The sequence below is a fragment of the Klebsiella sp. CN_Kp100 genome (assembly GCF_040065315.1).
Taxonomy (GTDB): domain Bacteria; phylum Pseudomonadota; class Gammaproteobacteria; order Enterobacterales; family Enterobacteriaceae; genus Klebsiella; species Klebsiella oxytoca.
On record NZ_JBEAIJ010000037.1, the window covers coordinates 69,538 to 93,491 of the forward strand.

Below are 23,954 nucleotides of genomic sequence, written 5' to 3' on the forward strand. Positions count from 1 at the left end.
TCAAACTCAGCGCAATACCATCAGTAACGCCAGCACCACGACAGCGCCAATGCCCATTGAAGCCACATACCAGCGCAGATAGCCGTTCTCGCTTACCACCAGGCCTTTACCTGCGAAGCGGGAAAGGATCGCCGGAATGTTCATCAGCGCATTCAGCGGATCGCTCTTCAGCAGCCACGCCACGCCGAGGAACGGCTTGACGAACACTTTGTCGTACAGCCAGTCAAAGCCCCAGGCGTTGTACCACCAAGTCCCGAGCAGACGACCCGGCGCGCTGTTGGCAATCGATGTGACCAACGTGCGTTTACCCAGCCACAGCCAGGCGGCAATCAGAATACCGGCGATGGCAATCACTCCGGAGGCAATCTCCAGGGTCATGACGCGTCCATGCTCAAGCTCGGTGGTCTGCGGCAGTACGCCATCCAGCGGCGGCACAATCAGCGCGCCAACGAAGGTTGAGAGCACCAGCAACACAATCAGCGGCAGATGATGGGTAATCCCCTTCCCTGCGTGAGCATGAATTTGTTCTTTGCCGTGGAACACGATGAAAATCATACGGAAGGTGTACAGGGAGGTCATAAATGCCCCGACCAGACCGGCCACCATCAGATTCAGATGACCGTTCGCCATCGCGCCCGCCAGGATCTCATCCTTACTGAAGAAGCCTGCCGTCACCAGCGGCAGTGCGGACAGCGCCGCGCCACCCACCAGGAAGCAGACGTACACCAGCGGAATAGACTTACGCAGGCCGCCCATCTTGAAGATATTCTGTTCGTGGTGGCAGGCGAGGATCACCGAGCCGGACGACAGGAACAGCAGCGCTTTGAAGAACGCATGGGTCATCAGGTGGAAAATCGCCGCATCCCACGCCTGCACGCCGAGCGCAAGGAACATGTAGCCAATCTGGCTCATGGTGGAATACGCGAGTACGCGTTTGATATCGGTCTGCACCAGCGCGGCGAAACCTGCCAGCACCAGCGTTACCGCCCCAACGATCCCGACGAGATGCAGAATTTCCGGGGTCATCAGGAACAGGCCATGCGTGCGCGCAATCAGGTAGACGCCGGCGGTCACCATGGTGGCGGCGTGGATCAGCGCGGAGACCGGAGTTGGACCAGCCATCGCGTCCGCAAGCCAGGTCTGCAACGGCAGCTGCGCAGATTTACCCACCGCGCCGCCCAGCAGCATCAGGGTTGCCCACATCAGCATGTTATTACCGGCGGCAAAGTGCGCAGGCGCCAGCTCAACCATTTCGCGGAAGTTCAGGGTGCCCAGCTCGTTGTAGAGAATGAACAGCGCGAACGCCAGGAACACGTCGCCGACGCGGGTCACTACGAACGCTTTCATTGCCGCCGCGCCGTTCTTCGGATCGGTGTAGTAGAAACCGATCAGCAGATAGGAGCAGAGGCCCACGCCTTCCCAGCCGAGGTACATCAGCAGTAGGTTATCAGCGAGCACCAGAACCACCATGCTGGCGATAAACAGGTTGGTATAAGCGAAGAAGCGGGAGTAGCCCTCTTCACCGCGCATATACCAGGAGGCGAACATATGGATCAGGAAACCGACGCCGGTGACCACGGACAGCATGGTCAGAGAGAGACCGTCCAGCACCAGGTTGAAGCCAACATTGAAGTCGCCCACCGACATCCAGGCCCACAGCGGAACGCTGACCGCCTGTTTGCCGTTGGCAAAGAAGTCGACGCCAACAAACGCCGTCGCCAGCGCCGCCAGACCGACCGAACCCACCCCCACGGTGGCGGATAAATTCTCCGACCAGCGTCCGCGAGAGAAGGCCAGCAAAACAAAGCCAATCAATGGCAAAAGAATGGTTAGGGTAAGCATGTTCATCCGCGCAACTCACTTACTGAATCGATGTTCAGGTTCTGGCGACGACGATGGAGCTGCAGCAGCAGCGCCAGGCCGATACTCGCTTCCGCGGCGGCGAGGGTGATGGCGAGGATATACATTATCTGGCCATCGGTCTGGCCCCAGTAGCTTCCTGCAACCACGAAAGCCAGCGCCGCGGCATTGATCATGATCTCCAGGCTAATCAGCATAAACAGCAGATTGCGGCGGATAACCAGCCCCGTCAGGCCGAGGACAAACAGGACAGAGGCGAGGATCAGTCCATGTGTTAAGGGGATCATGCGTGTTCCTCCGTTTTTCTTTTATCGCTGTCGTTCGGGCGGTTGCTCAGCACTTCCCCGGCGCGCTCTTCGCGGCCGATATGGAAGGCAACAACCAGGCCCGCGAGCAGCAGCATGGAGGCCAGCTCCACCGCCAGAACGTACGGACCAAACAGCGCAATACCGACCTCTTTGGCGTTAATCGCCGCACCGTCAATTCCCTGATCGTTAATACCGAGGATGGCGTAAACGATAACCACCAGCAGTACCGCAGAGAGGATGGCGGGGCCAATCCAGATCCCGGGTTTCAGCCACTGGCGCTCCTGCTCAATTTCGCTGCCGCCCAGATTGAGCATCATCACCACGAACACGAACAGCACCATAATGGCCCCGGCGTAGACGATAATTTCCAGCGCACCGGCAAAGTAAGCCCCTAGCGAGAAGAACACCCCGGCGATCGCCAACAGCGAAATGATCAGGTACAGCAGCGCGTGCACCGGATTGGTGTGGGTGATCACCCGCAGGGTTGCGAGGATGGCTATCAGGCCACAGATATAAAAAGCGAATTCCATTGCCCTCTCCTTACGGTAACAGGCTCTTGACGTCGATAGGCTTAGCTTCGTTCTCTGCTTCGCCCTTATCTTTGCCGTCGATTGCCATACCCGCCATCCGGTAGAAGTTATATTCCGGGTATTTACCCGGACCGGAAATCAGCAGATCCTCTTTTTCGTACACCAGATCCTGACGTTTGTATTCGCCCAGCTCAAAGTCCGGGGTCAACTGAATCGCCGTCGTCGGGCATGCTTCTTCGCACAGACCGCAGAAAATGCAGCGTGAGAAGTTGATGCGGAAAAACTCCGGATACCAGCGGCCGTCTTTAGTTTCGGCTTTTTGCAGAGAGATACAGCCTACCGGACAAGCTACCGCACACAGGTTACAGGCAACGCAGCGCTCCTCGCCGTCCGGATCGCGCGTCAGCACGATGCGGCCACGGTAGCGCGGCGGCAGATATACCGGCTCTTCCGGGTACATCCGAGTTTCACGTTTGGCAAAGGCGTGCATCCCGATCATGCAGATACTGCGGACCTGGGTGCCAAACCCTACCAATAATTCTTTTAAGGTCATGGTCAATTCACCCCTTATTGCGCCTGCCAGAGAATGACAGCCGCCGTTACCAACAAGTTGATCAGCGTTAACGGCAGGCATACCTTCCAGCCAAAGGACATTACCTGGTCATAGCGCGGACGCGGTAATGATGCGCGGATCAAAATGAACATCATCATAAAGAACGCGGTTTTCAGCGCGAACCAGATGAAAGGAGGTAACCATGGGCCATTCCAGCCGCCGAAGAACAGCGTCACGATCAGCGCCGATACGGTAACAATCCCGATATATTCACCGACGAAGAACAGACCGAACTTCATGCCGGAGTATTCGATGTGGTAACCGTCAGCCAGCTCCTGTTCCGCTTCCGGTTGGTCAAACGGGTGACGGTGACATACCGCCACGCCCGCAATCGCAAAGGTCACGAAACCAAAGAACTGCGGGATGACGTTCCACAGATGCGCCTGGTTATTGACGATATCGGTCATGTTGAATGAACCGGCCTGCGCCACTACGCCCATCAGGGAAAGGCCGAGGAACACTTCGTAGCTCAGGGTCTGGGCAGAAGCACGCATCGCGCCAAGCAGCGAGTATTTGTTGTTGCTCGACCAGCCGGCGAACAGCACCGCATAGACCGCCAGGCCCGCCATCATCAGGAAGAACAGGATACCGATGTTCAGATCGGCCACCACCCACGTCGGGCTGACCGGCACGATGGCGAAGGCCAGCAGCAGCGAAGTAAAGGCGATCACCGGCGCCAGAGTAAAGATCACGCGATCCGAGAAGCGCGGAACCCAGTCCTCTTTAAAGAACATTTTGATCATGTCGGCGACAAGCTGCAGCGAACCGCCCCAGCCCACGCGGTTAGGTCCGTAACGGTTCTGGAACAGGCCCAGCAGACGACGTTCGCCAAAGCTCATAAACGCGCCGCAGGTGACCACCACCAGTAGAATCACTACCGCCTTAAGGATGCCTAACAGAATGTCGATGAGATCGGGAGTTAACCAACTCATGCTTTCGCCTCCTGCAGAGTATCAATACGCGCTCCGGTCAGCACCGGCGCAATCCCTGGCAAGCCCATCGGTAAGCCAACCTGCCCTGCCGTCAGCCCCGCCGAGATTACCAGCGGCAGGCTAAGCGCCTGGCCATCAACGCTGAAGGAAACCATCGCCCCTTCGTTCACGCCAAGCTTCGCGGCATCTGCCGAGTTGAGCTTAACGTACGGCTGCGGCATGCGGCTCTGGAATACCGGAGCACGCTGCGACAGCTCGTCGCTGCCGAACAGATGATAGTAAGGCGCGATACGCCATTTCCCTTCTTCAGCCTGGAAGCTTGCCGGTACCGCGGTAAAGTACTCAAGACCGCTGGCGGAGGCTTCAATCAGACGCACGCCCGGATCGCCGTGGCGCAGTTTACCGCCCACTTCATCCTGGAACTTGTTCCACGCCTGAGGGGAGTTCCAGCCCGGAGCCCAGGCAAACGGAATTTGCGAACGCGGCGCGGACGGCTGGTTGTTCCCTTCCATAGAGAAGGCGAACATGGTGTCTTTATCCTGCGGCTGACGCGGTTCATGCACGCTGATGTTGGCGCGCATCGCCGTACGTCCGCTGTAGCGGTGCGGTTCACGAGCCAGCTTCTGACCGCGAATGCGGAAGGTCGCATCCGGCGCGGCGTCTTTGATCCCGGCCAGCTGCGGCAGGGCGGCAATGGCGGCGTCAATCACGTGGTCCAGCTGCGTCCAGTCAACCTGACGATTGTTCACTGTGCTGTGCAACGAGTGCAGCCAGCGCCAGCTTTCCAGCATCACGGTTTTCGCATCGTAATAGGCCGGGTCGTAAACCTGGAAGAAGCGCTGGGCGCGACCTTCGTTGTTGACCACGGTGCCATCGCTTTCCGCAAAGCTTGCCGCGGAGAGCACCAGATGCGCTTTTTCCATAATCGCCGTACGCTGATGGTCAACCACCAGCACCAGCGGCGCTTTCGCCAGCGCCGCATCTACGCGGGCGGCTGAAGCGTGGCGGTGCAGATCGTTTTCCAGCACGATAACCGCATCGGCTGCGCCGGTTTCCAGTTCACTCAGCGCCTCTTCAAGCGAGCCGCCGCCGATCATCCCGAGACCAACGCTATTCACTGCCCGGGCGACCATGGTCACGCCAACATCGGCGCCGCGGCCTTTCAGGGCTTTCGCCACGTTCGCTGCAGCCTGAATCACCTCGATGCTGCCGGCGTTAGTTCCGGAAACAATCAGCGGTTTTTTCGCTCCGGCTAACGCCTGAACGATCACCTCGATTTTGCCTTTCAGTTCGCTGCTCAGACCTTCGACCGCCGGCGCGCTATCGTCCAGCGCGTGGGCAATGGCGAAGCCAAGACGCGCCTGATCTTCCACCGGCGCGCGATAGGTCCATGCCGCAATGTCATCAAGACGGGTGTCGTCGATGTTGGTCACGAACAGCGGATGCTTTGCACGCTGGCCGATGTTAAGGATCGCGGCGATCTGCCAGTCGGCGACCTTCTGCGCCGCCGCCATTTCGCGCGCTTTGCCTTTCACCGCCTGACGCACCGCCAGCGCGATACGCGCGCCGGTCTGGGTAATATCTTCACCTAGGATCAGCACCGCATCGTAAGATTCGATCTCGCGCAGCGCCGGGGTATGAATACCGCCTTCGCGCAGCACTTTCAGCATCATCTGCAGGCGTTCCTGTTCGCCCTTCGCGATGCCGGTATAGAAGTTGTCGGCGCCGACCAGCTCACGCAGCGCAAAGTTGCTTTCAATGCTGGCGCGCGGGGAGCCGATACCAATCACTTTCTTCGACTGGCGCAGAATATCTGCCGCCCCCTGCATCGCCTGCTCGGCGTTAAGGGTAATCAGATCGTCGCCGCGACGCTGAACCGGCTGACGCGGGCGATCTTTCAGATTCACATAGCCGTAGCCAAAACGTCCGCGGTCGCAGAGGAAGTAACGGTTAACGGTACCGTTATAGCGGTTTTCGATACGACGCAGTTCGCCGTAGCGCTCGCCGGGGCTGATGTTACAGCCGATGGAACACTGCTGGCAGATGCTTGGTGCAAACTGCATATCCCATTTACGGTTATAGCGCTCGGAGTGTGTTTTATCGGTAAAGACGCCGGTCGGACAGACTTCAACCAGGTTGCCGGAGAATTCGCTCTCCAGCACGCCGTCTTCCGGGCGACCGAAGTAGACGTTATCGTGAGCGCCATAGACGCCCAGGTCGGTACCGTCGGCATAGTCTTTATAGTAGCGGACGCAGCGGTAGCAGGCGATGCAGCGGTTCATTTCGTGGGAGATGAACGGCCCCAGATCCTGGTTACGGTGGGTACGCTTGGTAAAGCGGTAGCGACGGAAGCTATGACCGGTCATCACGGTCATATCCTGTAAGTGACAGTTGCCGCCCTCTTCGCACACCGGACAGTCGTGCGGGTGGTTGGTCATCAGCCACTCAACTACGCTTTCGCGAAACTGCTTCGCTTCTGCGTCGTCGATAGAAATAAAAGTGCCGTCGGATGCCGGAGTCATACAGGACATCACCAGGCGGCCACGCGTGTCTTCCGCGTTCTGATATTGCTTCACCGCACACTGGCGGCAAGCACCAACGCTTCCCAGCGCCGGATGCCAGCAAAAGTAAGGAATATCAAGACCCAGAGAGAGACAAGCTTCTAACAGGTTGTCCGCTCCGTTGACCTCGTACTCTTTGCCGTCTACATGAATCGTAGCCATTAGCGTGCTTCCAAAGTAAAAAAATCTTTTCCACTTCTTCATTCAGGCGGCCTCTGCGTTGGCTGCCTTCGTTCACCCCGGTCACTTACTGTAGTAAGTCCTGGGGGTTCACTCAGTTGCCGCCTTGATGCAACCTGAATGATCTTGTGGATACATTACCAGCGCGTCTTAAGCAGGTTCGGCTGAATCCCGTTGATTGCATGGGTATTGCTGAACTGCTGTTTAATGCCAGCTTCGAATTCTTCGCGGAAATATTTAATCGCGCTCTGTAGCGGCTCAACCGCACCCGGCGCGTGCGCGCAGAAGGTTTTACCCGGTCCGAGGAATCGACACAGTTGCTCAAGCGTCTCGATATCCCCCGGCTGCCCTTCGCCGCGCTCGAGAGCGCGCAGAATTTTCACGCTCCACGGCAGACCGTCGCGGCAAGGCGTGCACCAGCCGCAGGACTCGCGGGCGAAAAACTCTTCGAGGTTGCGCACCAGCGATACCATGTTGATCTCGTGGTCAACGGCCATCGCCAGCGACGTCCCCAGGCGGCTTCCCGCTTTACCGATGCTTTCGAACTCCATCGGCAGGTCAAGATGCGCTTCAGTCAGGAAGTCGGTACCCGCGCCGCCCGGCTGCCAGGCCTTGAACTTCAGGCCATCGCGCATGCCGCCGGCGTAATCTTCGAGGATCTCGCGCGCGGTGGTGCCGAACGGCAGCTCCCAGACGCCCGGATTTTTCACCCGCCCGGAGAAGCCCATCAGCTTGGTGCCGGCATCTTTACTGGTGGAAATGTTCTGATACCACTCAACGCCGTTAGCCAGAATCGCCGGCACGTTGCACAGGGTTTCAACGTTGTTAACGCAGGTCGGTTTGCCCCATACGCCGGAGCTGGCCGGGAACGGCGGCTTCGAGCGCGGGTTCGCGCGGCGGCCTTCGAGAGAGTTAATCAACGCGGTTTCTTCGCCGCAAATATAGCGCCCTGCCCCGGTATGGACGAACAGCTCGAAGTCAAAACCGGTGCCGAGTATGTTTTTACCGAGCAGGCCCGCTTCGGTCGCTTCGGCAATCGCCCGGCGCAGATGCTGAGCCGCTTCAACATATTCTCCGCGCAGGAAGATGTAGCCGCGGTAAGCTTTCAGCGCAAAAGCGGAGATCAGCATACCCTCCACCAGCAGGTGCGGCAGCTGCTCCATCAGTAGGCGGTCTTTATAGGTACCCGGCTCCATTTCATCGGCGTTACACAGCAGATAACGGATGTTCATGGATTCGTCTTTCGGCATCAGGCTCCACTTCAAACCGGTGGAAAAGCCCGCGCCGCCGCGCCCTTTCAGGCCAGCGTCTTTTACCGCCGTGACGATTTCATCCGGCGCCATCCCGGAGAGCGCTTTACGCGCCCCGGCGTAGCCATTTTTGCTCTGGTATTCATCCAGCCATACCGGCTGCTTGTCGTCGCGCAGCCGCCAGGTCAGCGGATGGGTTTCGGCAGTACGAATAATGGTTTTCATTTATACCGCTCCAGGAGGTCAGGAATCGCTTCCGGCGTCAGATAACTGTGAGTGTCCTCATCAATCATCATCGTCGGCCCCTTGTCGCAGTTGCCCAGACAGCAGGTCGGCAGCAGAGTGAAGCGGCCATCAAAGGTCGTTTGACCCGGTTTGATATCCAGCTTCTTCTCGATCGCCGACTGAATGCCCTGGAACCCGGTAATATGGCACACCACGCTATCGCAGTAGCGAATGACGTGACGCCCTACCGGCTGGCGGAAAATCTGGCTATAAAACGTCGCCACGCCTTCTACGTCGCTGGCCGGGATCCCCAGCACATCGGCGATAGCGTAGATTGCGCCGTCCGGCACCCAGCCGCGCTGCTTCTGAACGATCTTCAGCGCTTCAATGGACGCCGCACGCGGGTCTTCGTAGTGGTGCTTCTCGTGCTCAATCGCCTCACGCTCTGCCGCACTCAGCTCAAAAGCCTCGGTTTGTGGTTGTTGATTCTCGTGCATAATTAGCGGTCCACGTCTGACATAACAAAATCGATACTACCCAGATAGACAATCAGGTCAGAGACCAGACTGCCGCGAATGGCGGCCGGGATCTGCTGCAGGTGCGCGAAGCTCGGCGTACGCACGCGGGTACGGTAGCTCATGGTGCTACCGTCGCTGGTCAGGTAGTAACTGTTAATCCCCTTCGTCGCTTCAATCATCTGGAAGGATTCCTGCGCCGGCATCACCGGCCCCCAGGAAACCTGCAGGAAGTGCGTAATCAGGGTTTCGATATGCTGCAGCGTGCGCTCTTTCGGCGGCGGCGTCGTGAGCGGGTGATCCGCCTTGAACGGGCCTTCCGGCATGTTATCGAGGCACTGCTGAAGAATGCGCAGGCTCTGGCGCAGCTCTTCCACTTTCAGCATCACGCGGGTGTAGCAGTCGGAGACGCCACCGCCGGTCGGGATCTCAAAGTCGAAGTTTTCATAGCCAGAATAGGGACGCCATTTACGTACGTCGAAGCCGATGCCGGTGGCGCGCAGGCCCGCGCCGGTGGTGCCCCACTCCAGCGCTTCTTTCGCATTATAGGCGGCAACCCCTTTCGAACGACCGATCAGGATAGTGTTGCGTAGCGCGGCTTTCTCATAGGAATCCAGACGCTTCGGCATCCACTCGAGGAATTCGCGCAGCAGGCGATCCCAGCCGCGAGGCAGGTCGTGCGCGACGCCGCCGATGCGGAACCAGGCCGGGTGCATACGGAAACCAGTAATCGCCTCCACCAGATCGTAGATCTTCTGGCGGTCGGTAAAGGCAAAGAATACCGGCGTCATCGCCCCGACGTCCTGGATAAAGGTGGAGATGTACAGCAGATGGCTGTTGATGCGGAACAGCTCGGAGAGCATCACGCGGATCACGTTGACGCGGTCCGGCACGGTAATACCCGCCAGTTTCTCTACCGCCAGTACGTACGGCATTTCGTTAACGCAGCCGCCAAGATATTCAATACGGTCGGTATAAGGAATGTAGCTATGCCAGGACTGGCGTTCGCCCATCTTCTCCGCGCCGCGGTGGTGGTAACCGATATCGGGCACGCAGTCGATAATCTCTTCGCCATCGAGCTGCAGAATAATACGGAACGCACCGTGCGCTGAAGGGTGGTTCGGGCCGAGGTTAAGGAACATGAAGTCCTCGTTTTCGGTCCCGCGCTTCATGCCCCACTCTTCCGGTTTGAAGGTCAGCGCTTCCATTTCCAGATCCTGTTTGGCTTTGGTCAGCTCAAACGGGTCAAATTCGGTGGCGCGCGCCGGATAGTCTTTACGCAGCGGATGGCCTTCCCATGTCGGCGGCATCATGATGCGCCTGAGGTTCGGGTGGCCGTCGAAGGTCACGCCAAACATCTCCCAGGTTTCACGCTCATACCAGTTAGCGTTAGGGAACAGTTTGGTGAAGGTCGGCAGATGCAGATCGTTTTCAGACAAGGCAACCTTGAGCATGATGTCGCGGTTGCGGTCTATTGAAATCAGGTGATAGAAAACGGAAAAATCCGCGGCGGGTAAACCGTCGCGGTGCGTGCGCAGACGTTCGTCCATGCCGTGCAGGTCGAACAGCATCACGTAAGGCTTCGGCAATTTCTTCAGGAAATCACCCACCTCAAGCAGCTGTTCGCGCTTAACCCAAACCACCGGAACGCCGGTGCGGGTAGGCTGAACGGTAAAGGCATCCGGCCCAAAACGGTTGCGCAGTTCGCCGATCACCGGGTCATCAAGGTGATCGCGGGTTTGCCAGGCTGGTGCGGCGTCATGCGCGGTTAAATCGGTCATATTGTTCACCATTGCAAAAGGTCCGTGGTGACTGCTGGCGAGGCTTCGCGCTGTAGTAGATTGATTTGCGAAGTTTTCATCCCGCCCGCAGGCGCAAGTTAAATCTCGTCCGGAGTCCGCAGATTGGTCACTGCAATACGCTCGCCGCGTTTACGCTCGCGTTCCGACTGCATATTGGCGCGGTACACGCCCTGATCGCCTACCACCCACGAGAGCGGACGGCGTTCTTTACCAATGGATTCCTGCAGCAGCATCAGCGCCTGCATGTAAGCTTCCGGACGCGGTGGACAGCCCGGGATGTAAACATCGACCGGAATAAACTTATCCACGCCCTGGACGACGGAGTAAATATCGTACATTCCGCCGGAGTTGGCGCATGCGCCCATCGAGATAACCCACTTCGGCTCCAGCATCTGGTCATAAAGACGCTGAATGACCGGCGCCATTTTGGTGAAGCAGGTACCCGCAACCACCATCAGGTCAGCCTGACGCGGGGAGGCACGTAATACTTCTGCACCAAAGCGCGCAACGTCATGCACCGCGGTGAATGACGTCACCATTTCCACGTAGCAGCAAGAAAGGCCGAAGTTATAAGGCCAGATTGAGTTCTTACGGCCCCAGTTCACCATGTCATGCAAGGCGTGTTCGAGTTTCCCCATATACACGCTTTTATTGACTTCTTGCTCCAGGGGGTCGGTTACGATCTCCTGTTTTTGCAGGGGGTAACGGTCGTTCTCACCGTTAGGATCGATGCGGGTGAGCGTATAATCCATCTTATTGCCTCGCTTTTACTGCGTATGACGGTTAGTGGGACTGTCTGTTTCCGGGTTAACCAGCGTGCGACGGGAGCGCGCAGGCGTCCAGTCCAGTGCGCCGATACGAACGAGGTAAACCAGACCAGCCAGTAGCACTAAAATGAAAATTGCGGCTTCCACAAAGCCGACCCAGCCGCTTTCACGGATAGAGGCCGACCATGCGTAGAGATACAGGGCTTCCACGTCGAAAATCACGAAGAACATGGCTACCAGATAAAACTTCGCAGAAAGACGTAAGCGAGCCGAACCGACGGAGTCGATCCCGGATTCAAACGGCGTATTCTTGCTACGCGCGCGCGCGCGTCCGCCAAGATACCAGCCGCCGACGAGCATCAGGCAGCACAGGCCGATAGCGATGATGAGAAATATAGCGAATGCCCAATGATGAGCGATGACTTCAGTGGATGTTGACATACGCATTGCTTAACCAAAAAAGTGTAGCGCTAAAACCCTCTGCTCTTACTGGCAGATGAACGCCACAGCGTTTCACGGGGAGGAATAAAAAAAATGCCGTGCAAAAAAGCGTCCCTGGGTGATGTGGAAGGCCAGTTGCGGTGGCTTTTTACTCCTTTCATTAACCTTTTGTCAACTTTAACAAAAGTTTTCACAACATTAATTTACATTGGATTTTTTTCATTAACATTAAATGCCCTTTCATGCGGAATAACCTTGCATACTGTTCGGCTTTAGTGTTGTTGAATCGTGTCCGTTTCCGCCGTAAATCAAAATTACCCGTCTATTTTGACAGGATTCAGACACGATTCCTCCCCCTAAGGAGGGGTATTTTCTTGATCTGCGACACGCTTTTGTTAATTCAACCAAGAAAACAGCAACAAACCAGATGGTTTTTTAACATTAGCAGGAAGTATTGAAAGTGCAGAGAAAAGTGGAGAAATGAGAGGAAGAGCAGAACTAAGCCACTGATTTAGATGCAAAGAAACCAACAAAACATTTAATTCATCAATAAAATTTGAAAAAAACGAACCACAGTGGCGATTTTGCAGGTCTGTGGTTCGTTTTTGCACTTACATTTTGTTACCAGTTTTTGTGATGTTTGTTAGCTTTTTCCCTTCAGGAAACAAGGGAATTATCTCCCCCTTCAGGGGTATAAATGCGCTGGCTAGACCATGGCTGGTACTCCGTGCTCAACGACTGGAAAATCGCCTGAGTGAGCTCGCTTGCCTTCTGAGGGTTACAGTTCAACATGTAGTGGGTATCCGGCAGCACCGGTAACCCGTCGCTTCTGCCCGGCACGCGAAACTCCGGGCTCATCATCTCTACCGGCTGCGCGGTTACGCCAAGTCCGGCTTTCACCGCCGCTTTGACCCCAGCCATTGATGACGCCGTATGGGACAGATGCCAGGGAACCCGGGCAACATCGAGTACCGTAGTGATATCTTCGCGAAACGGATCTGCGGCATCCAGCAATACAAGCGGGACCGACTCGCCCTGCGGGAGAACGTAATCCGCCGCGCAGTACCACAGGGTTGGCGAAGTGCGCAGCGTCAGCATTTCCGAACCCTTCGTTGGTCGGGTAGTTAGCGCGAGATCGATCGCCCCATTGTTCAGCATATCTACTATATCGGGATGATTGAGGACTTTAATTTCAAGGGTCAGCTTGGGATAAAAACTGCCGATCCGATTTAATAAGAACGGTAAAATGGTATCCGCTGTCTCATCAGAAGCACCCACTGTCAGCGTCCCCTGGAGGCTGCCGAACATGAGCGACATACAGGCTTCATCGTTAAAACGCAGAATCTTCCGCGCATAGCCTAACAGCTGAATACCCTGTTCTGTCAGGAGTTTATTGCGCCCGTGGCGAGCAAAAAGTTCTTTGCCGACCAACTGCTCCAGCCGCTGCATCTGCTGGCTTACCGCTGACTGAGTCCGGCACACCGCAACGGCGGCAGCGGCAAATGTACTGAGATCGGCGACGGCAACAAAGGTTCTCAAGAGGTCGAGGTCTAAATTTAGTATCGAACGATTTTCATTTATCATATTTGCTTCACTTTCAGGCGGCTAATGCTTACCTGCCTTGTTGATGCTGTGCTCCAGGCTTCCGGCTAATCCTTCAGCTTCGCGTTATCCGCCAGGAGAGAGGCGAATGAACAACTGGACGAACGTTATTGCATTAGAAAGCACTCATCCGCAGCAAATGTGCGGAATTTCTGAGTAATATTTTGTTCGTAGGCCTAAGCGCTTTTAATTACGACGCGCTGGCTTTTTGTGATGTGACGCAAAAAAACAGCCAGCGATGGCCATCTTCGGCATCCTCACGGGCGACAAACTTGCCATAGCCCTCAGGAAGATAACAAAAACCTGCAATAACAATGTATTAATAAAAAGACTAGCTACCGGGTATAGCTCTACGTCCGTATTAACGGCGATATTCTAACCGAAAACCACAATATTTATAAGAGTTAATCAGTATTAACTCAGCTAATTTTAAACGCTTTTCAGAACCTTAATTAAATTAACAAATCTAAGAATATTCCTTATGTAAAATAAAGCTCATTTATCGATTAAATACTTTCATTAAAAATAGCGCGTCAAGTTGTTACAACCTGCTGTGTATTGTGAAATAAACGTTCTCATTTAAGAGACGCTTTATTGCGCAAAAAATAATCCGCTCATCCTCCAGGCAGAAAAAACCATATAAACGTTCGCAAAAACACGACATCACACAATATAAGACCAATTATAAAACCAGAGAAGGCATAATGTATAAACAAAATCGCCTGACGCCAGGGAAATTGATTAAACCAAAAAAACATGAATAGCAAAATCTTCTCCTGTTAACCCTTCAAAACAGCGGGGATGCGGAGTACATTGTTCCGTGCTGACTTCCACGGCAGGGAGTGGCGATAACAGCTAAAAGGTCAAGGTTCATGTCCCCCATCGAAAAATCCAGCAAGTTAGATAACGTCTGTTACGACATCCGCGGCCCGGTTCTGAAAGAGGCGAAACGCCTTGAAGAAGAAGGCAATAAAGTCCTGAAGCTGAACATCGGCAACCCAGCGCCGTTCGGCTTTGACGCACCTGACGAAATCCTCGTTGACGTCATCCGCAATCTCCCCACATCCCAGGGCTATAGCGATTCAAAAGGTCTTTATTCCGCGCGTAAGGCCATCATGCAGCACTATCAGGCCCGCGGTATGCGCGATGTGACGGTCGAAGACATCTATATCGGTAACGGCGTTTCCGAGCTTATCGTCCAGGCCATGCAGGCCCTGCTGAACAGCGGTGATGAAATGCTGGTTCCGGCGCCGGATTATCCGCTCTGGACCGCCGCGGTCGCGCTTTCCAGCGGTAAAGCGGTGCATTATCTTTGCGATGAATCGTCCGACTGGTTCCCGGATCTCGACGATATTCGCGCCAAAATCACCCCGCGCACCCGCGGCATTGTGATTATCAACCCGAATAACCCAACCGGGGCGGTATACTCAAAAGAGCTGCTGATGGAGATCGTTGAGATCGCCCGGCAGAATAACCTGATTATTTTCGCCGACGAGATCTACGATAAGATCCTCTACGATGATGCGCAGCACCATTCGATAGCCCCGCTGGCCCCGGATCTGCTCACTGTAACCTTTAACGGTCTGTCAAAAACCTACCGCGTCGCCGGCTTCCGCCAGGGCTGGATGGTGCTTAACGGCCCGAAGAAACACGCTAAAGGCTACATCGAAGGCCTGGAGATGCTGGCTTCCATGCGCCTGTGCGCCAACGTTCCGGCCCAGCATGCAATTCAAACGGCCCTCGGCGGTTATCAGAGCATCAGCGAGTTTATCGTTCCCGGCGGCCGTTTATATGAACAGCGTAATCGCGCCTGGGAGCTGATTAACGAAATCCCCGGCGTCTCGTGCACTAAGCCGAAAGGCGCGCTGTATATGTTCCCGAAAATCGATGCTAAACGCTTTAATATTCACGATGACCAAAAAATGGTGCTCGATTTTCTGCTGCAGGAGAAAGTCCTGCTGGTTCAGGGAACCGCCTTTAACTGGCCGTGGCCGGATCACGTACGTATTGTGACCCTCCCGCGCGAAGACGATCTTGAAATGGCGATTACCCGCTTCGGACGCTTCCTTTCCGGCTACCACCAGCTCTGATTAAGCCTGTCCAGCCGCCGGTATTTGCATCCGGCGGCGATCCCTGCGCACAATGGCACCCGACGTCGTAACTGATTAAGGGTTCCTATGAGTCAGAGTCATTTCTTTGCCCACCTCTCCCGCCTGAAACTGATCAACCGCTGGCCGCTGATGCGCAATGTCCGCACAGAAAACGTCTCCGAACACAGCTTACAGGTCGCCATGGTTGCCCATGCGCTGGCGGCGATTAAAAATCGCAAATTTGGCGGCCAGGTTAACGCTGAGCGAATCGCGCTGCTGGCGATGTATCATGATGCTTCGGAAGTGCTGACCGGCGATCTGCCGACGCCGGTGAAGTATTTCAATTCGCAAATTGCGCAAGAGTACAAAGCCATCGAGAAAATCGCCCAGCAGAAGCTGGTCGATATGGTTCCTGACGAGCTGCGCGACATTTTTGCGCCACTCATTGACGAACATCACTATAGCGAAGAGGAAAAATCCATTGTCAAACAGGCCGATGCGCTTTGCGCCTACCTGAAGTGTCTGGAAGAGCTATCGGCGGGTAACAATGAATTTCTGCTGGCCAAGGGCCGCCTGGAGAAAACGCTGGAATCGCGCCGCAGTCCAGAGATGGACTACTTTATGCGGGTATTTGTACCGAGCTTCCATCTTTCCCTTGATGAAATTAGCCAGGATTCGCCTTTATAAATCACTTCCCGGCCGGCGCGCGCCTGACCGGGAATTTTTACAGCGCTATCAAAACGGGAACAGTACCGGGATTAGCAGTACGCACACCACCATCACCATGATGGTAAACGGTACGCCAATTTTGACGAAATCGCTAAATGAGTACTTACCCGGCCCCAGCACCAGCGTGTTCACCGGTGACGATACCGGCGTCATAAACGCCGCAGAAGCCGCCATAGCCACGACCATCGCAAAGGGATATGGCGATACGCCCATCGACTTCGCCGCAGCCAGCGCAATCGGCGCCATCAGCACCGCGGTAGCGGTATTGGAAATAAACAGGCCGATAGCCGCGCACATCACGAACAGGCAGCCCAGCATCAGATAGGGCCCTTTACTCCCCGCCACGTCCATCAGGCCTTTCACAACCAGATCCACCCCGCCGGTTTTCTGCAGCGCCAGGGCAAAAGGCATCATTCCGACGATCAAAATAATGCTCGGCCAGTGGATGGCTTTATAGGCGCTTTCCGCGTTGATGCAGCGGAATTTACCCATCAGCAGGCAGGCAATGATGGCCGCTATAGGGTTAGGTATTTCGTCAGTCAGCATAAGCGCCACCATCAGCACCAGACAGAAAATGGCGTGCGGCGCCTGGCTGTGCGCCGGCGAGGCGTCATTGACCTCAATGGGCATATTCAGCACCACGAAGTCCCGCCCCCGCTTGGCCAGCAGGGCTATCTGCCGCCAGTTGCCAACCACCAGCATGATATCGCCAAGCTGCAGGGGTTCATCGGTGACTGCGCCGTCAATGGCTTTGCCATCGCGCTTCAGGCCCACGATGTTCAAATCAAAACGGGTACGAAAAGCGATTTCGCGCACCGACTTGCCAATCAGTTCTGAATCCGGGATCAGAGAGACTTCCGCCATCCCTACGTCCAGCGCCTGATCGGAAAAATATTCACCGCGCAGCACCATCGGCTCAAGCATCTGCTCGCCGCAAAACTGGCGTAAATCAACGTCCGAAGCCGACATATCGATCAGCAAAACGTCACGGGCGCGGAATTCTGATACCCCATTAACGTTCACGATAACCCGCCGAAAGCGCCGCCAGCGCTCAACGCCGATAACGTTCGCCCCATAGCGCTCGCGTAGTTTCAGGTCGTCCAGGCGCTGGCCAATCATCGGCGAGCCGGGGCGAATAGCCAGGCGACGCGCCCTGCCGGTCAGATGATAATCTTTGATGAGATCGCGAAAGGTGCTGCGTTTACGCCCATCTCTGACCTGTTCGCTTTCATCTCCCTTAAGCATAAAGCGCATCACCAGCATATAGAAAACGCCCAGAACCAGCACCACCAGGCCTATCGGCGTGACGCTAAAAAAGCTGAATCCTTGCAGCCCTTCGCGTAATAGTTCGCTGTTGACGACCAGGTTGGGCGGCGTGGCGACAAGCGTCATCATCCCGCTGATAAGCCCGGCAAAACTGAGCGGCATCATTAACCGCGAAGGCGAGGTGTTCATGCGCATTGATACGCTGAGCACCACCGGAATAAAAATGGCCACCACGCCCGTCGAGCTCATAAAAGCGCCCAGCCCGGCAACGGTCAGCATCAAAAAAACCAGCATTTTGGTTTCGCTGTTACCGGCAACCTTCACCAGCCAGGAACCCATTTTAGTGGCAACCCCGGTACGCACCAGCCCATCGCCAATAATGAAAAGCGCGGCAATAAGGATAACGTTGGGATCGCTAAAACCGGAGAAGGCCTCGCTGAGCGTCAAGGTATCGCTGAGGACAAACGCGACAATCACCAGCAAAGCGATAGCGTCCATGCGCACTTTTCCGGTGGCAAAGAGCACGACGGCTACGGCAAGAAGAGATAACACCCAAATCAATTCACCGTTCACAACTTATCCTTGTCAGAAGATGGAGTTGGAAGTTTGGCATAAAAAAGCCCCGCCAACGCGGGGCTAAATCATGAGATTAGTTTTTAAGGCTAACATTCACCTTGCCGTCAGGCAGACGCTCAACCTGCAGGCTTTCCAGCGTCGTTAATACTAAATCCGCTTCATCAAGACGCGGTGCATCGGCGGGCACGTTGACCGCGATGGTCCGACAGCCGGCATTCAGGCCGGAAAGCAGACCGGCAGGGGCATCCTCCACGACGGCGCAATCCGCCGGGGCCAGGCCCAACAGTTCGGCCCCCAGCAGATAGGCATCCGGAGCGGGTTTCCCGTGCTTTACGCGCTCGGCAGTGACGAACACCTCAGCTTCAGGCAGACCTGCGGCACGGTGACGAGCGTGGGCCACGGGTATCGAACCCGACGTCACAATCGCCCAGGGGATCCCGGCTTCATCCAGGGTTTTGAGCAACGCAACCGCACCCGGCAGCGCCGTAACGCCATCGGTATCCGTCGCTTCTACCGTTTCCAGCAGGGTGAATTCAGCCTGAATCTCTTCTTCGCTGCGGCCGGGGAGAAAGTGACGCAACGAGGTGATTGCCTGCTTGCCATGAATGAAGTTCAGCACTTCATCATGAGGGATACTGAATCGATCCGCCCATTTGCACCACGAACGCTCCACCACCGGCAACGAATCGACTAATGTCCCGTCAAGATCAAACAGGAAACCTTTACACTGCACGGGAACCTCCATCAGGCGTTGATAATTTGATTAATTTCGTTACTGCTCAGATGATACTGACGCGGGCAGGCGTGCCAGGTGCTCAGCATACGCTGGTATTTTTCCCACATCGGGGTCTGGGAGTTAAAGCCGTGAGTCCCGGCGTCAAAGTGGCTGTAGCGTCCCTCAACGTTGACCATAAAGCGAACGTAGCCGAGATAGCGAGCTTCAGTGGCAACGTCAAAACCGAGGAATGTGACCCGACGCTCGTCGATTCCGCTGGCGTCCTTCAGGTTGGTCCAGGAGACATGCAGCGCATGATACATCTCCATGATATCAATGATGGTACGACACGTTTCCTCGGTAAGCTGGCCAAACTCGCGGTCCAGCTCGCGCATCTGCAGCCCGTATCCACGCTCAATGATGGTCTGTAGACGGCGATAGCGTTCGGCGTTGTCCGGGTCGAGCATCGTCATCATCTTGTACTGATTCGACAGAATCAGACGTTGCGCATTGGTCATTTCCATTTTTGACTCCTGTTGCACTTTTTACGGCGTGAAAAAAGAAGGCGCATGAATTATGCGCCTTCTTTTATATGCGTTTTCCTGATGCAATTACAAATCATCCAGGAAAGTTTTATCCAGTTGTTTGAAGGCGCGCTTAAGCGTGTCAGCTAAAGCCTGATAATCAGGCTTACCGTCGACCGGCGTTAATGCTTGTCCGGCCTCCTGCAATTTACCGCGCACTTCATAAAACCAGTTTAAAATCGACGGCGGCAGCGGCGTCACCGAGCGCTTGCCCAACCACCATAATCCCTGCATCGGCAGGCTCAGCGCAAACAGCGCGGTAGCCACGGCCGGGCCAAGCTGGCCGCCAAGGGCGATTTGCCAGCACAGCGTGAAAATCGCTACGGGCGGCATGATACGAATCGCATAGCGCGTGGCGCGAATAATACGGTTTTCGATAAACACCGGGGCAAGGCGCTTATCCAGAGGCCAGGTCTTTGCATAATGCTGCCCGTGGCGAAACAAGCCGAAAAAACTTACAGGGCGATTTTCTGGACCAGACATGGCTTACCTCAACTTTACATATAAAACTTAAAAAATTTGTGCAAAACACCAACTGTGTATGACAACGTTCAAAAGATTTTGGCAATGGCGGCCTCAATCAGGTATTCTGTGCGCACCTGAGGGGCGGTTAGACCCTTTTACCAGGTTAGTCAAATTATCGCATATTCTGCCACTGGCTGAAAATTATGCAAAATGACATAAAATCAAATGTACTTCTCCCATCGTGCCGAAAACAGTGCAAGGCATGATGTTAATCATAAATGTCGATGTCATCCTGCGCTACGCTTTGTGACACACTGACGTTTTTTTAGCCACGTATCATAAAAGGTACTTCCATGTCGAGTAAGTTAGTACTGGTTCTGAACTGCGGTAGCTCCTCTCTGAAATTCGCTATCCTTGATGCCGTCAACGGTGACGAATACCTGTCCGGTTTAGCAGAATGTTTTCATCTTCCAGAAGCCCGTATCAAATGGAAAATGGATGGCAGCAAACAAGAAGCCGAGCTAGGCGCTGGCGCTGCTCACAGTGAAGCGCTGAACTTTATCGTTAACACTATTCTGGCACAAAAACCAGAACTGTCTGCTCAGCTGACCGCAATCGGCCATCGTATCGTTCACGGCGGTGAGAAATACACCAGCTCCGTTGTTATCGATGACTCCGTCATTCAGGGCATTAAAGATTCCGCATCTTTCGCTCCGCTGCACAACCCTGCGCACCTGATCGGTATCGCTGAAGCGCTGAAATCCTTCCCGCATCTGAAAGATAAGAACGTTGCCGTGTTCGACACCGCGTTCCACCAGACCATGCCGGAAGAATCTTACCTCTATGCCCTGCCGTACAGCCTGTACAAAGAACACGGCGTACGTCGCTACGGCGCGCACGGTACCAGCCACTTCTATGTGACTCAGGAAGCTGCGAAAGTTCTGAACAAACCGGTTGAAGAGCTGAACATCATCACCTGCCATCTGGGCAACGGTGGTTCCGTTTCCGCTATCCGTAACGGTAAATGCGTTGACACCTCTATGGGTCTGACTCCGCTGGAAGGCCTGGTTATGGGTACGCGTTCTGGCGATATCGACCCGGCAATCATTTTCCATCTGCACGATGCCCTGGGCATGAGCGTAGACGCCATCAACAAAATGCTGACCAAAGAGTCCGGTCTGCTCGGCCTGACCGAAGTGACCAGCGACTGCCGCTATGTTGAAGACAACTACCAGGACAAAGCGGATGCTAAACGCGCTATGGACGTTTACTGCCACCGCCTGGCAAAATACATCGGTTCCTACACCGCGCTGATGGATGGCCGTCTGGACGCGGTTATTTTCACCGGCGGTATCGGTGAGAACGCGGCGATGGTTCGCGAACTGTCTCTGGGCAAACTGGGCGTACTGGGCTTTGAAGTTGATCACGAGCGCAACCTGGCTGCCCGTTTCGGCAAGTCTGGCTTCATCAACAAAGAAGGCACTCGCCCGGCTATCGTCATTCCGACCAACGAAGAGCTGGTCATCGCGCAAGACGCCAACCGTCTGACCGCCTGATTCCACACCGCCAGCCATAAACCTAAATAATTCGAGTTGCAGGAAGGCGGCGACGCAGCGAATCCCCAGGAGCGTATGAGGAGTACGTGACTGGGGTGAGCAAGTAAAGCCAACGCACATGCAACTTGAAGTATGACGGGAAGCTGGTGGTGCAGTTTTGTATCCCGCCCGATACTGGCGGTAACGAAAGAGGATATATCGTGTCCCGTACAATTATGCTGATCCCTACCGGAACCAGCGTAGGCCTGACCAGCGTCAGCCTCGGTGTTGTCCGTGCTATGGAACGTAAAGGCGTGCGCCTGAGCGTCTTTAAACCAATCGCTCAACCACGCGCCGGTGGCGATGCGCCAGACCAGACGACGACCATCATTCGCGCGAACTCCGACCTTCCGGCCGCAGAACCGCTGAAGATGAGCCACGTTGAGTCGCTGCTCTCCAGCAACCAGAAAGACGTGCTGATGGAAGAGATCATCGCCAACTACCACGCCAACGCTCAGGATGCTGAAGTGGTGCTGGTTGAAGGTCTGGTCCCGACCCGCAAACATCAGTTTGCCCAGTCGCTGAACTACGAAATCGCCAAAACGCTGAACGCTGAAATCGTCTTCGTCATGTCCCAGGGTACCGATACTCCGGAACAGCTGAAAGAACGCGTTGAGCTGACTCGCAGCAGCTTCGGCGGCGCGAAAAACACCAGCATTACCGGCGTAATCGTCAACAAGCTGAATGCGCCAGTTGACGAACAGGGCCGTACTCGCCCTGACCTGTCAGAAATCTTCGACGACTCTTCCAAAGCGAAAGTCGTGAAGATCGATCCGGCTCAGCTGCAGAACGGTAGCCCATTACCGGTTCTGGGCGCGGTGCCGTGGAGCTTCGATCTGATCGCCACCCGCGCGATCGATATGGCGCGTCACCTGAACGCCACCATCATCAACGAAGGCGACATTAATACCCGCCGCGTGAAGTCCGTGACCTTCTGCGCACGCAGCATTCCACACATGCTGGAGCACTTCCGCGCAGGATCGCTGCTGGTCACTTCCGCAGACCGTCCCGACGTTCTGGTCGCCGCCTGCCTGGCCGCGATGAACGGCGTGGAAATCGGCGCCATCCTGCTGACCGGCGGCTACGAAATGGACGAGCGCATCAGCAAGCTGTGCGAACGCGCATTCGCGACCGGCCTGCCGGTATTTATGGTCAACACCAATACCTGGCAGACCTCCCTGAGCCTGCAGAGCTTCAACCTGGAAGTTCCGGTTGACGATCACGAGCGCATCGAGAAAGTTCAGGAATACGTGGCTAACTACATTAACGCTGACTGGATCGAGTCGCTCACCGCGACTTCCGAGCGTAGCCGTCGCCTCTCTCCGCCAGCCTTCCGCTATCAGCTCACCGAGCTGGCGCGTAAAGCAGGCAAGCGCGTTGTTCTGCCGGAAGGTAACGAACCGCGTACCGTTAAAGCCGCCGCTATCTGCGCCGAGCGCGGTATCGCCACCTGCGTCCTGCTGGGCAACCCCGAAGAAATCACCCGCGTTGCCGCGTCTCAGGGCGTAGAGCTGGGCGCCGGGATTGAAATCGTCGATCCGGAAGTGGTTCGCGAAAGCTACGTAGCTCGCCTGGTCGAGCTGCGTAAGAGCAAAGGTATGACCGAAGCGGTTGCTCGCGAGCAGCTGGAAGACAACGTGGTTCTTGGCACCCTGATGCTGGAGCAAGACGAAGTTGACGGTCTGGTCTCCGGCGCGGTTCACACCACCGCCAACACCATCCGTCCGCCACTGCAGCTGATCAAAACGGCCCCTGGCAGCTCTCTGGTCTCCTCCGTATTCTTCATGCTGCTGCCGGAACAGGTTTACGTTTACGGCGACTGCGCGATCAACCCGGATCCGACCGCTGAGCAGCTGGCTGAAATCGCCATTCAGTCTGCTGAATCCGCAATTGCCTTTGGCATCGAGCCGCGCGTGGCAATGCTCTCCTACTCCACCGGCACTTCAGGCGCAGGCAGCGATGTAGAGAAAGTTCGCGAAGCAACTCGTCTGGCGCAGGAAAAACGTCCTGACCTGATGATCGACGGCCCGCTGCAGTATGATGCTGCGGTAATGGCTGACGTTGCGAAATCCAAAGCGCCGAACTCCCCGGTTGCCGGACGCGCTACCGTGTTCATCTTCCCGGATCTGAACACCGGTAATACCACTTACAAAGCCGTACAGCGTTCCGCCGACCTGATCTCCATCGGGCCGATGCTGCAAGGCATGCGTAAGCCGGTGAACGACCTGTCCCGCGGCGCGCTGGTTGACGATATCGTCTATACCATCGCCCTGACCGCGATTCAGTCGTCCCAGCAGCAAGCATAATCTGCCCGCTGCATGAAAAAAGGCGACCGGGTGGTCGCCTTT

Annotated in this window: 20 protein-coding genes; 4 read left to right on the top strand and 16 right to left on the bottom strand. The window is 55.6% G+C overall.

Annotated features, from left to right (window positions below; translation table 11 throughout):
* Positions 1 to 6: 6 nt before the first annotated feature.
* From nuoL to ABLV12_RS14165, 12 genes are all read right to left on the bottom strand, one after another.
* On the bottom strand, positions 7 to 1,848 hold the full coding sequence (gene nuoL, locus ABLV12_RS14110; RefSeq protein ID WP_348867118.1) for an NADH-quinone oxidoreductase subunit L: 1,842 nt from the start codon (positions 1,846 to 1,848) through the stop codon (positions 7 to 9).
* On the bottom strand, positions 1,845 to 2,147 hold the full coding sequence (nuoK, locus tag ABLV12_RS14115) for an NADH-quinone oxidoreductase subunit NuoK (RefSeq protein ID WP_004104062.1): 303 nt from the start codon (positions 2,145 to 2,147) through the stop codon (positions 1,845 to 1,847). Before nuoK ends, nuoL begins: the two co-directional genes overlap by 4 nt.
* Positions 2,144 to 2,698 carry an NADH-quinone oxidoreductase subunit J gene (gene nuoJ, locus ABLV12_RS14120; RefSeq protein ID WP_004104064.1) on the bottom strand — a complete coding sequence of 185 codons (555 nt, stop codon included), beginning with the start codon at positions 2,696 to 2,698 and terminating at the stop codon, positions 2,144 to 2,146. The genes nuoK and nuoJ overlap by 4 nt, the downstream gene beginning before the upstream one ends.
* Positions 2,699 to 2,708: 10 nt before the next feature.
* Positions 2,709 to 3,251 carry an NADH-quinone oxidoreductase subunit NuoI gene (gene nuoI, locus ABLV12_RS14125; protein ID WP_004104066.1) on the bottom strand — a complete coding sequence of 181 codons (543 nt, stop codon included), beginning with the start codon at positions 3,249 to 3,251 and terminating at the stop codon, positions 2,709 to 2,711.
* Positions 3,252 to 3,265: 14 nt separating this feature from the next.
* Positions 3,266 to 4,243: an NADH-quinone oxidoreductase subunit NuoH gene (gene nuoH, locus ABLV12_RS14130; RefSeq protein ID WP_004104068.1), complete on the bottom strand. Its 978-nt coding sequence runs from the start codon at positions 4,241 to 4,243 to the stop codon at positions 3,266 to 3,268.
* Positions 4,240 to 6,966, bottom strand: a complete 2,727-nt coding sequence (gene nuoG / locus ABLV12_RS14135) for an NADH-quinone oxidoreductase subunit NuoG (RefSeq protein WP_064396430.1) — start codon at positions 6,964 to 6,966, stop codon at positions 4,240 to 4,242. The genes nuoH and nuoG overlap by 4 nt, the downstream gene beginning before the upstream one ends.
* 155 nt (positions 6,967 to 7,121) lie before the next feature.
* Positions 7,122 to 8,459 carry an NADH-quinone oxidoreductase subunit NuoF gene (gene nuoF, locus ABLV12_RS14140; protein ID WP_004104072.1) on the bottom strand — a complete coding sequence of 446 codons (1,338 nt, stop codon included), beginning with the start codon at positions 8,457 to 8,459 and terminating at the stop codon, positions 7,122 to 7,124.
* Positions 8,456 to 8,956 carry an NADH-quinone oxidoreductase subunit NuoE gene (nuoE, locus tag ABLV12_RS14145; RefSeq protein ID WP_004104075.1) on the bottom strand — a complete coding sequence of 167 codons (501 nt, stop codon included), beginning with the start codon at positions 8,954 to 8,956 and terminating at the stop codon, positions 8,456 to 8,458. Before nuoE ends, nuoF begins: the two co-directional genes overlap by 4 nt.
* 2 nt (positions 8,957 to 8,958) lie before the next feature.
* Positions 8,959 to 10,767 carry an NADH-quinone oxidoreductase subunit C/D gene (gene nuoC, locus ABLV12_RS14150; protein ID WP_004104077.1) on the bottom strand — a complete coding sequence of 603 codons (1,809 nt, stop codon included), beginning with the start codon at positions 10,765 to 10,767 and terminating at the stop codon, positions 8,959 to 8,961.
* 86 nt (positions 10,768 to 10,853) lie between these two features.
* Positions 10,854 to 11,528 carry an NADH-quinone oxidoreductase subunit NuoB gene (nuoB, locus tag ABLV12_RS14155; protein WP_002913178.1) on the bottom strand — a complete coding sequence of 225 codons (675 nt, stop codon included), beginning with the start codon at positions 11,526 to 11,528 and terminating at the stop codon, positions 10,854 to 10,856.
* 15 nt (positions 11,529 to 11,543) lie between these two features.
* Complete coding sequence (nuoA, locus tag ABLV12_RS14160) at positions 11,544 to 11,990, bottom strand: NADH-quinone oxidoreductase subunit NuoA (protein ID WP_004104081.1); 447 nt, start codon at positions 11,988 to 11,990, stop codon at positions 11,544 to 11,546.
* Positions 11,991 to 12,641: 651 nt separating this feature from the next.
* Positions 12,642 to 13,568, bottom strand: a complete 927-nt coding sequence (locus ABLV12_RS14165) for a LysR family transcriptional regulator (protein WP_004104083.1) — start codon at positions 13,566 to 13,568, stop codon at positions 12,642 to 12,644.
* 890 nt (positions 13,569 to 14,458) lie between these two features.
* Here ABLV12_RS14165 and alaA point away from each other — a divergent pair.
* Positions 14,459 to 15,676, top strand: coding sequence for an alanine transaminase AlaA (alaA, locus tag ABLV12_RS14170; RefSeq protein WP_004104085.1), 1,218 nt, complete (start codon positions 14,459 to 14,461; stop codon positions 15,674 to 15,676).
* An 87-nt stretch (positions 15,677 to 15,763) separates the two neighbouring features.
* Entirely contained in the window at positions 15,764 to 16,363 is a 600-nt protein-coding gene (gene yfbR / locus ABLV12_RS14175; protein ID WP_004104086.1) for a 5'-deoxynucleotidase, read from the top strand.
* 48 nt (positions 16,364 to 16,411) lie between these two features.
* Here the strand turns inward: yfbR and ABLV12_RS14180 are convergent, their stop codons facing one another.
* From ABLV12_RS14180 to yfbV, 4 genes are all read right to left on the bottom strand, one after another.
* Positions 16,412 to 18,244, bottom strand: a complete 1,833-nt coding sequence (locus ABLV12_RS14180; protein ID WP_004104087.1) for an SLC13 family permease — start codon at positions 18,242 to 18,244, stop codon at positions 16,412 to 16,414.
* A 76-nt stretch (positions 18,245 to 18,320) separates the two neighbouring features.
* The gene (locus ABLV12_RS14185) at positions 18,321 to 18,980 is read right to left on the bottom strand and encodes a sugar phosphatase (protein ID WP_016808374.1); all 660 of its coding nucleotides are present in this window, start codon (positions 18,978 to 18,980) and stop codon (positions 18,321 to 18,323) included.
* Positions 18,981 to 18,991: 11 nt separating this feature from the next.
* Positions 18,992 to 19,486: a YfbU family protein gene (locus tag ABLV12_RS14190; RefSeq protein WP_004104089.1), complete on the bottom strand. Its 495-nt coding sequence runs from the start codon at positions 19,484 to 19,486 to the stop codon at positions 18,992 to 18,994.
* Between the two features lie 87 nt (positions 19,487 to 19,573).
* A complete protein-coding gene (yfbV, locus tag ABLV12_RS14195) occupies positions 19,574 to 20,029 on the bottom strand; it encodes a terminus macrodomain insulation protein YfbV (RefSeq protein WP_004104090.1) in 456 nt (151 codons plus the stop codon).
* 335 nt (positions 20,030 to 20,364) lie between these two features.
* Here yfbV and ackA point away from each other — a divergent pair, with 335 nt between their 5' ends.
* Positions 20,365 to 21,567, top strand: a complete 1,203-nt coding sequence (gene ackA / locus ABLV12_RS14200; RefSeq protein ID WP_004104091.1) for an acetate kinase — start codon at positions 20,365 to 20,367, stop codon at positions 21,565 to 21,567.
* 200 nt (positions 21,568 to 21,767) lie between these two features.
* Positions 21,768 to 23,912, top strand: a complete 2,145-nt coding sequence (pta, locus tag ABLV12_RS14205; protein WP_004114247.1) for a phosphate acetyltransferase — start codon at positions 21,768 to 21,770, stop codon at positions 23,910 to 23,912.
* The last annotated feature ends 42 nt before the right edge of the window (positions 23,913 to 23,954 follow it).

Coding starts and splice junctions, on each gene's coding strand:
- nuoL (WP_348867118.1), bottom strand. CDS start 1,848: ATGAACATGCTTACCCTAACCATTCTTTTGCCATTGATTGGCTTTGTT.
- nuoK (WP_004104062.1), bottom strand. CDS start 2,147: ATGATCCCCTTAACACATGGACTGATCCTCGCCTCTGTCCTGTTTGTC.
- nuoJ (WP_004104064.1), bottom strand. CDS start 2,698: ATGGAATTCGCTTTTTATATCTGTGGCCTGATAGCCATCCTCGCAACC.
- nuoI (WP_004104066.1), bottom strand. CDS start 3,251: ATGACCTTAAAAGAATTATTGGTAGGGTTTGGCACCCAGGTCCGCAGT.
- nuoH (WP_004104068.1), bottom strand. CDS start 4,243: ATGAGTTGGTTAACTCCCGATCTCATCGACATTCTGTTAGGCATCCTT.
- nuoG (WP_064396430.1), bottom strand. CDS start 6,966: ATGGCTACGATTCATGTAGACGGCAAAGAGTACGAGGTCAACGGAGCG.
- nuoF (WP_004104072.1), bottom strand. CDS start 8,459: ATGAAAACCATTATTCGTACTGCCGAAACCCATCCGCTGACCTGGCGG.
- nuoE (WP_004104075.1), bottom strand. CDS start 8,956: ATGCACGAGAATCAACAACCACAAACCGAGGCTTTTGAGCTGAGTGCG.
- nuoC (WP_004104077.1), bottom strand. CDS start 10,767: ATGGTGAACAATATGACCGATTTAACCGCGCATGACGCCGCACCAGCC.
- nuoB (WP_002913178.1), bottom strand. CDS start 11,528: ATGGATTATACGCTCACCCGCATCGATCCTAACGGTGAGAACGACCGT.
- nuoA (WP_004104081.1), bottom strand. CDS start 11,990: ATGCGTATGTCAACATCCACTGAAGTCATCGCTCATCATTGGGCATTC.
- ABLV12_RS14165 (WP_004104083.1), bottom strand. CDS start 13,568: ATGATAAATGAAAATCGTTCGATACTAAATTTAGACCTCGACCTCTTG.
- alaA (WP_004104085.1), top strand. CDS start 14,459: ATGTCCCCCATCGAAAAATCCAGCAAGTTAGATAACGTCTGTTACGAC.
- yfbR (WP_004104086.1), top strand. CDS start 15,764: ATGAGTCAGAGTCATTTCTTTGCCCACCTCTCCCGCCTGAAACTGATC.
- ABLV12_RS14190 (WP_004104089.1), bottom strand. CDS start 19,486: ATGGAAATGACCAATGCGCAACGTCTGATTCTGTCGAATCAGTACAAG.
- yfbV (WP_004104090.1), bottom strand. CDS start 20,029: ATGTCTGGTCCAGAAAATCGCCCTGTAAGTTTTTTCGGCTTGTTTCGC.
- ackA (WP_004104091.1), top strand. CDS start 20,365: ATGTCGAGTAAGTTAGTACTGGTTCTGAACTGCGGTAGCTCCTCTCTG.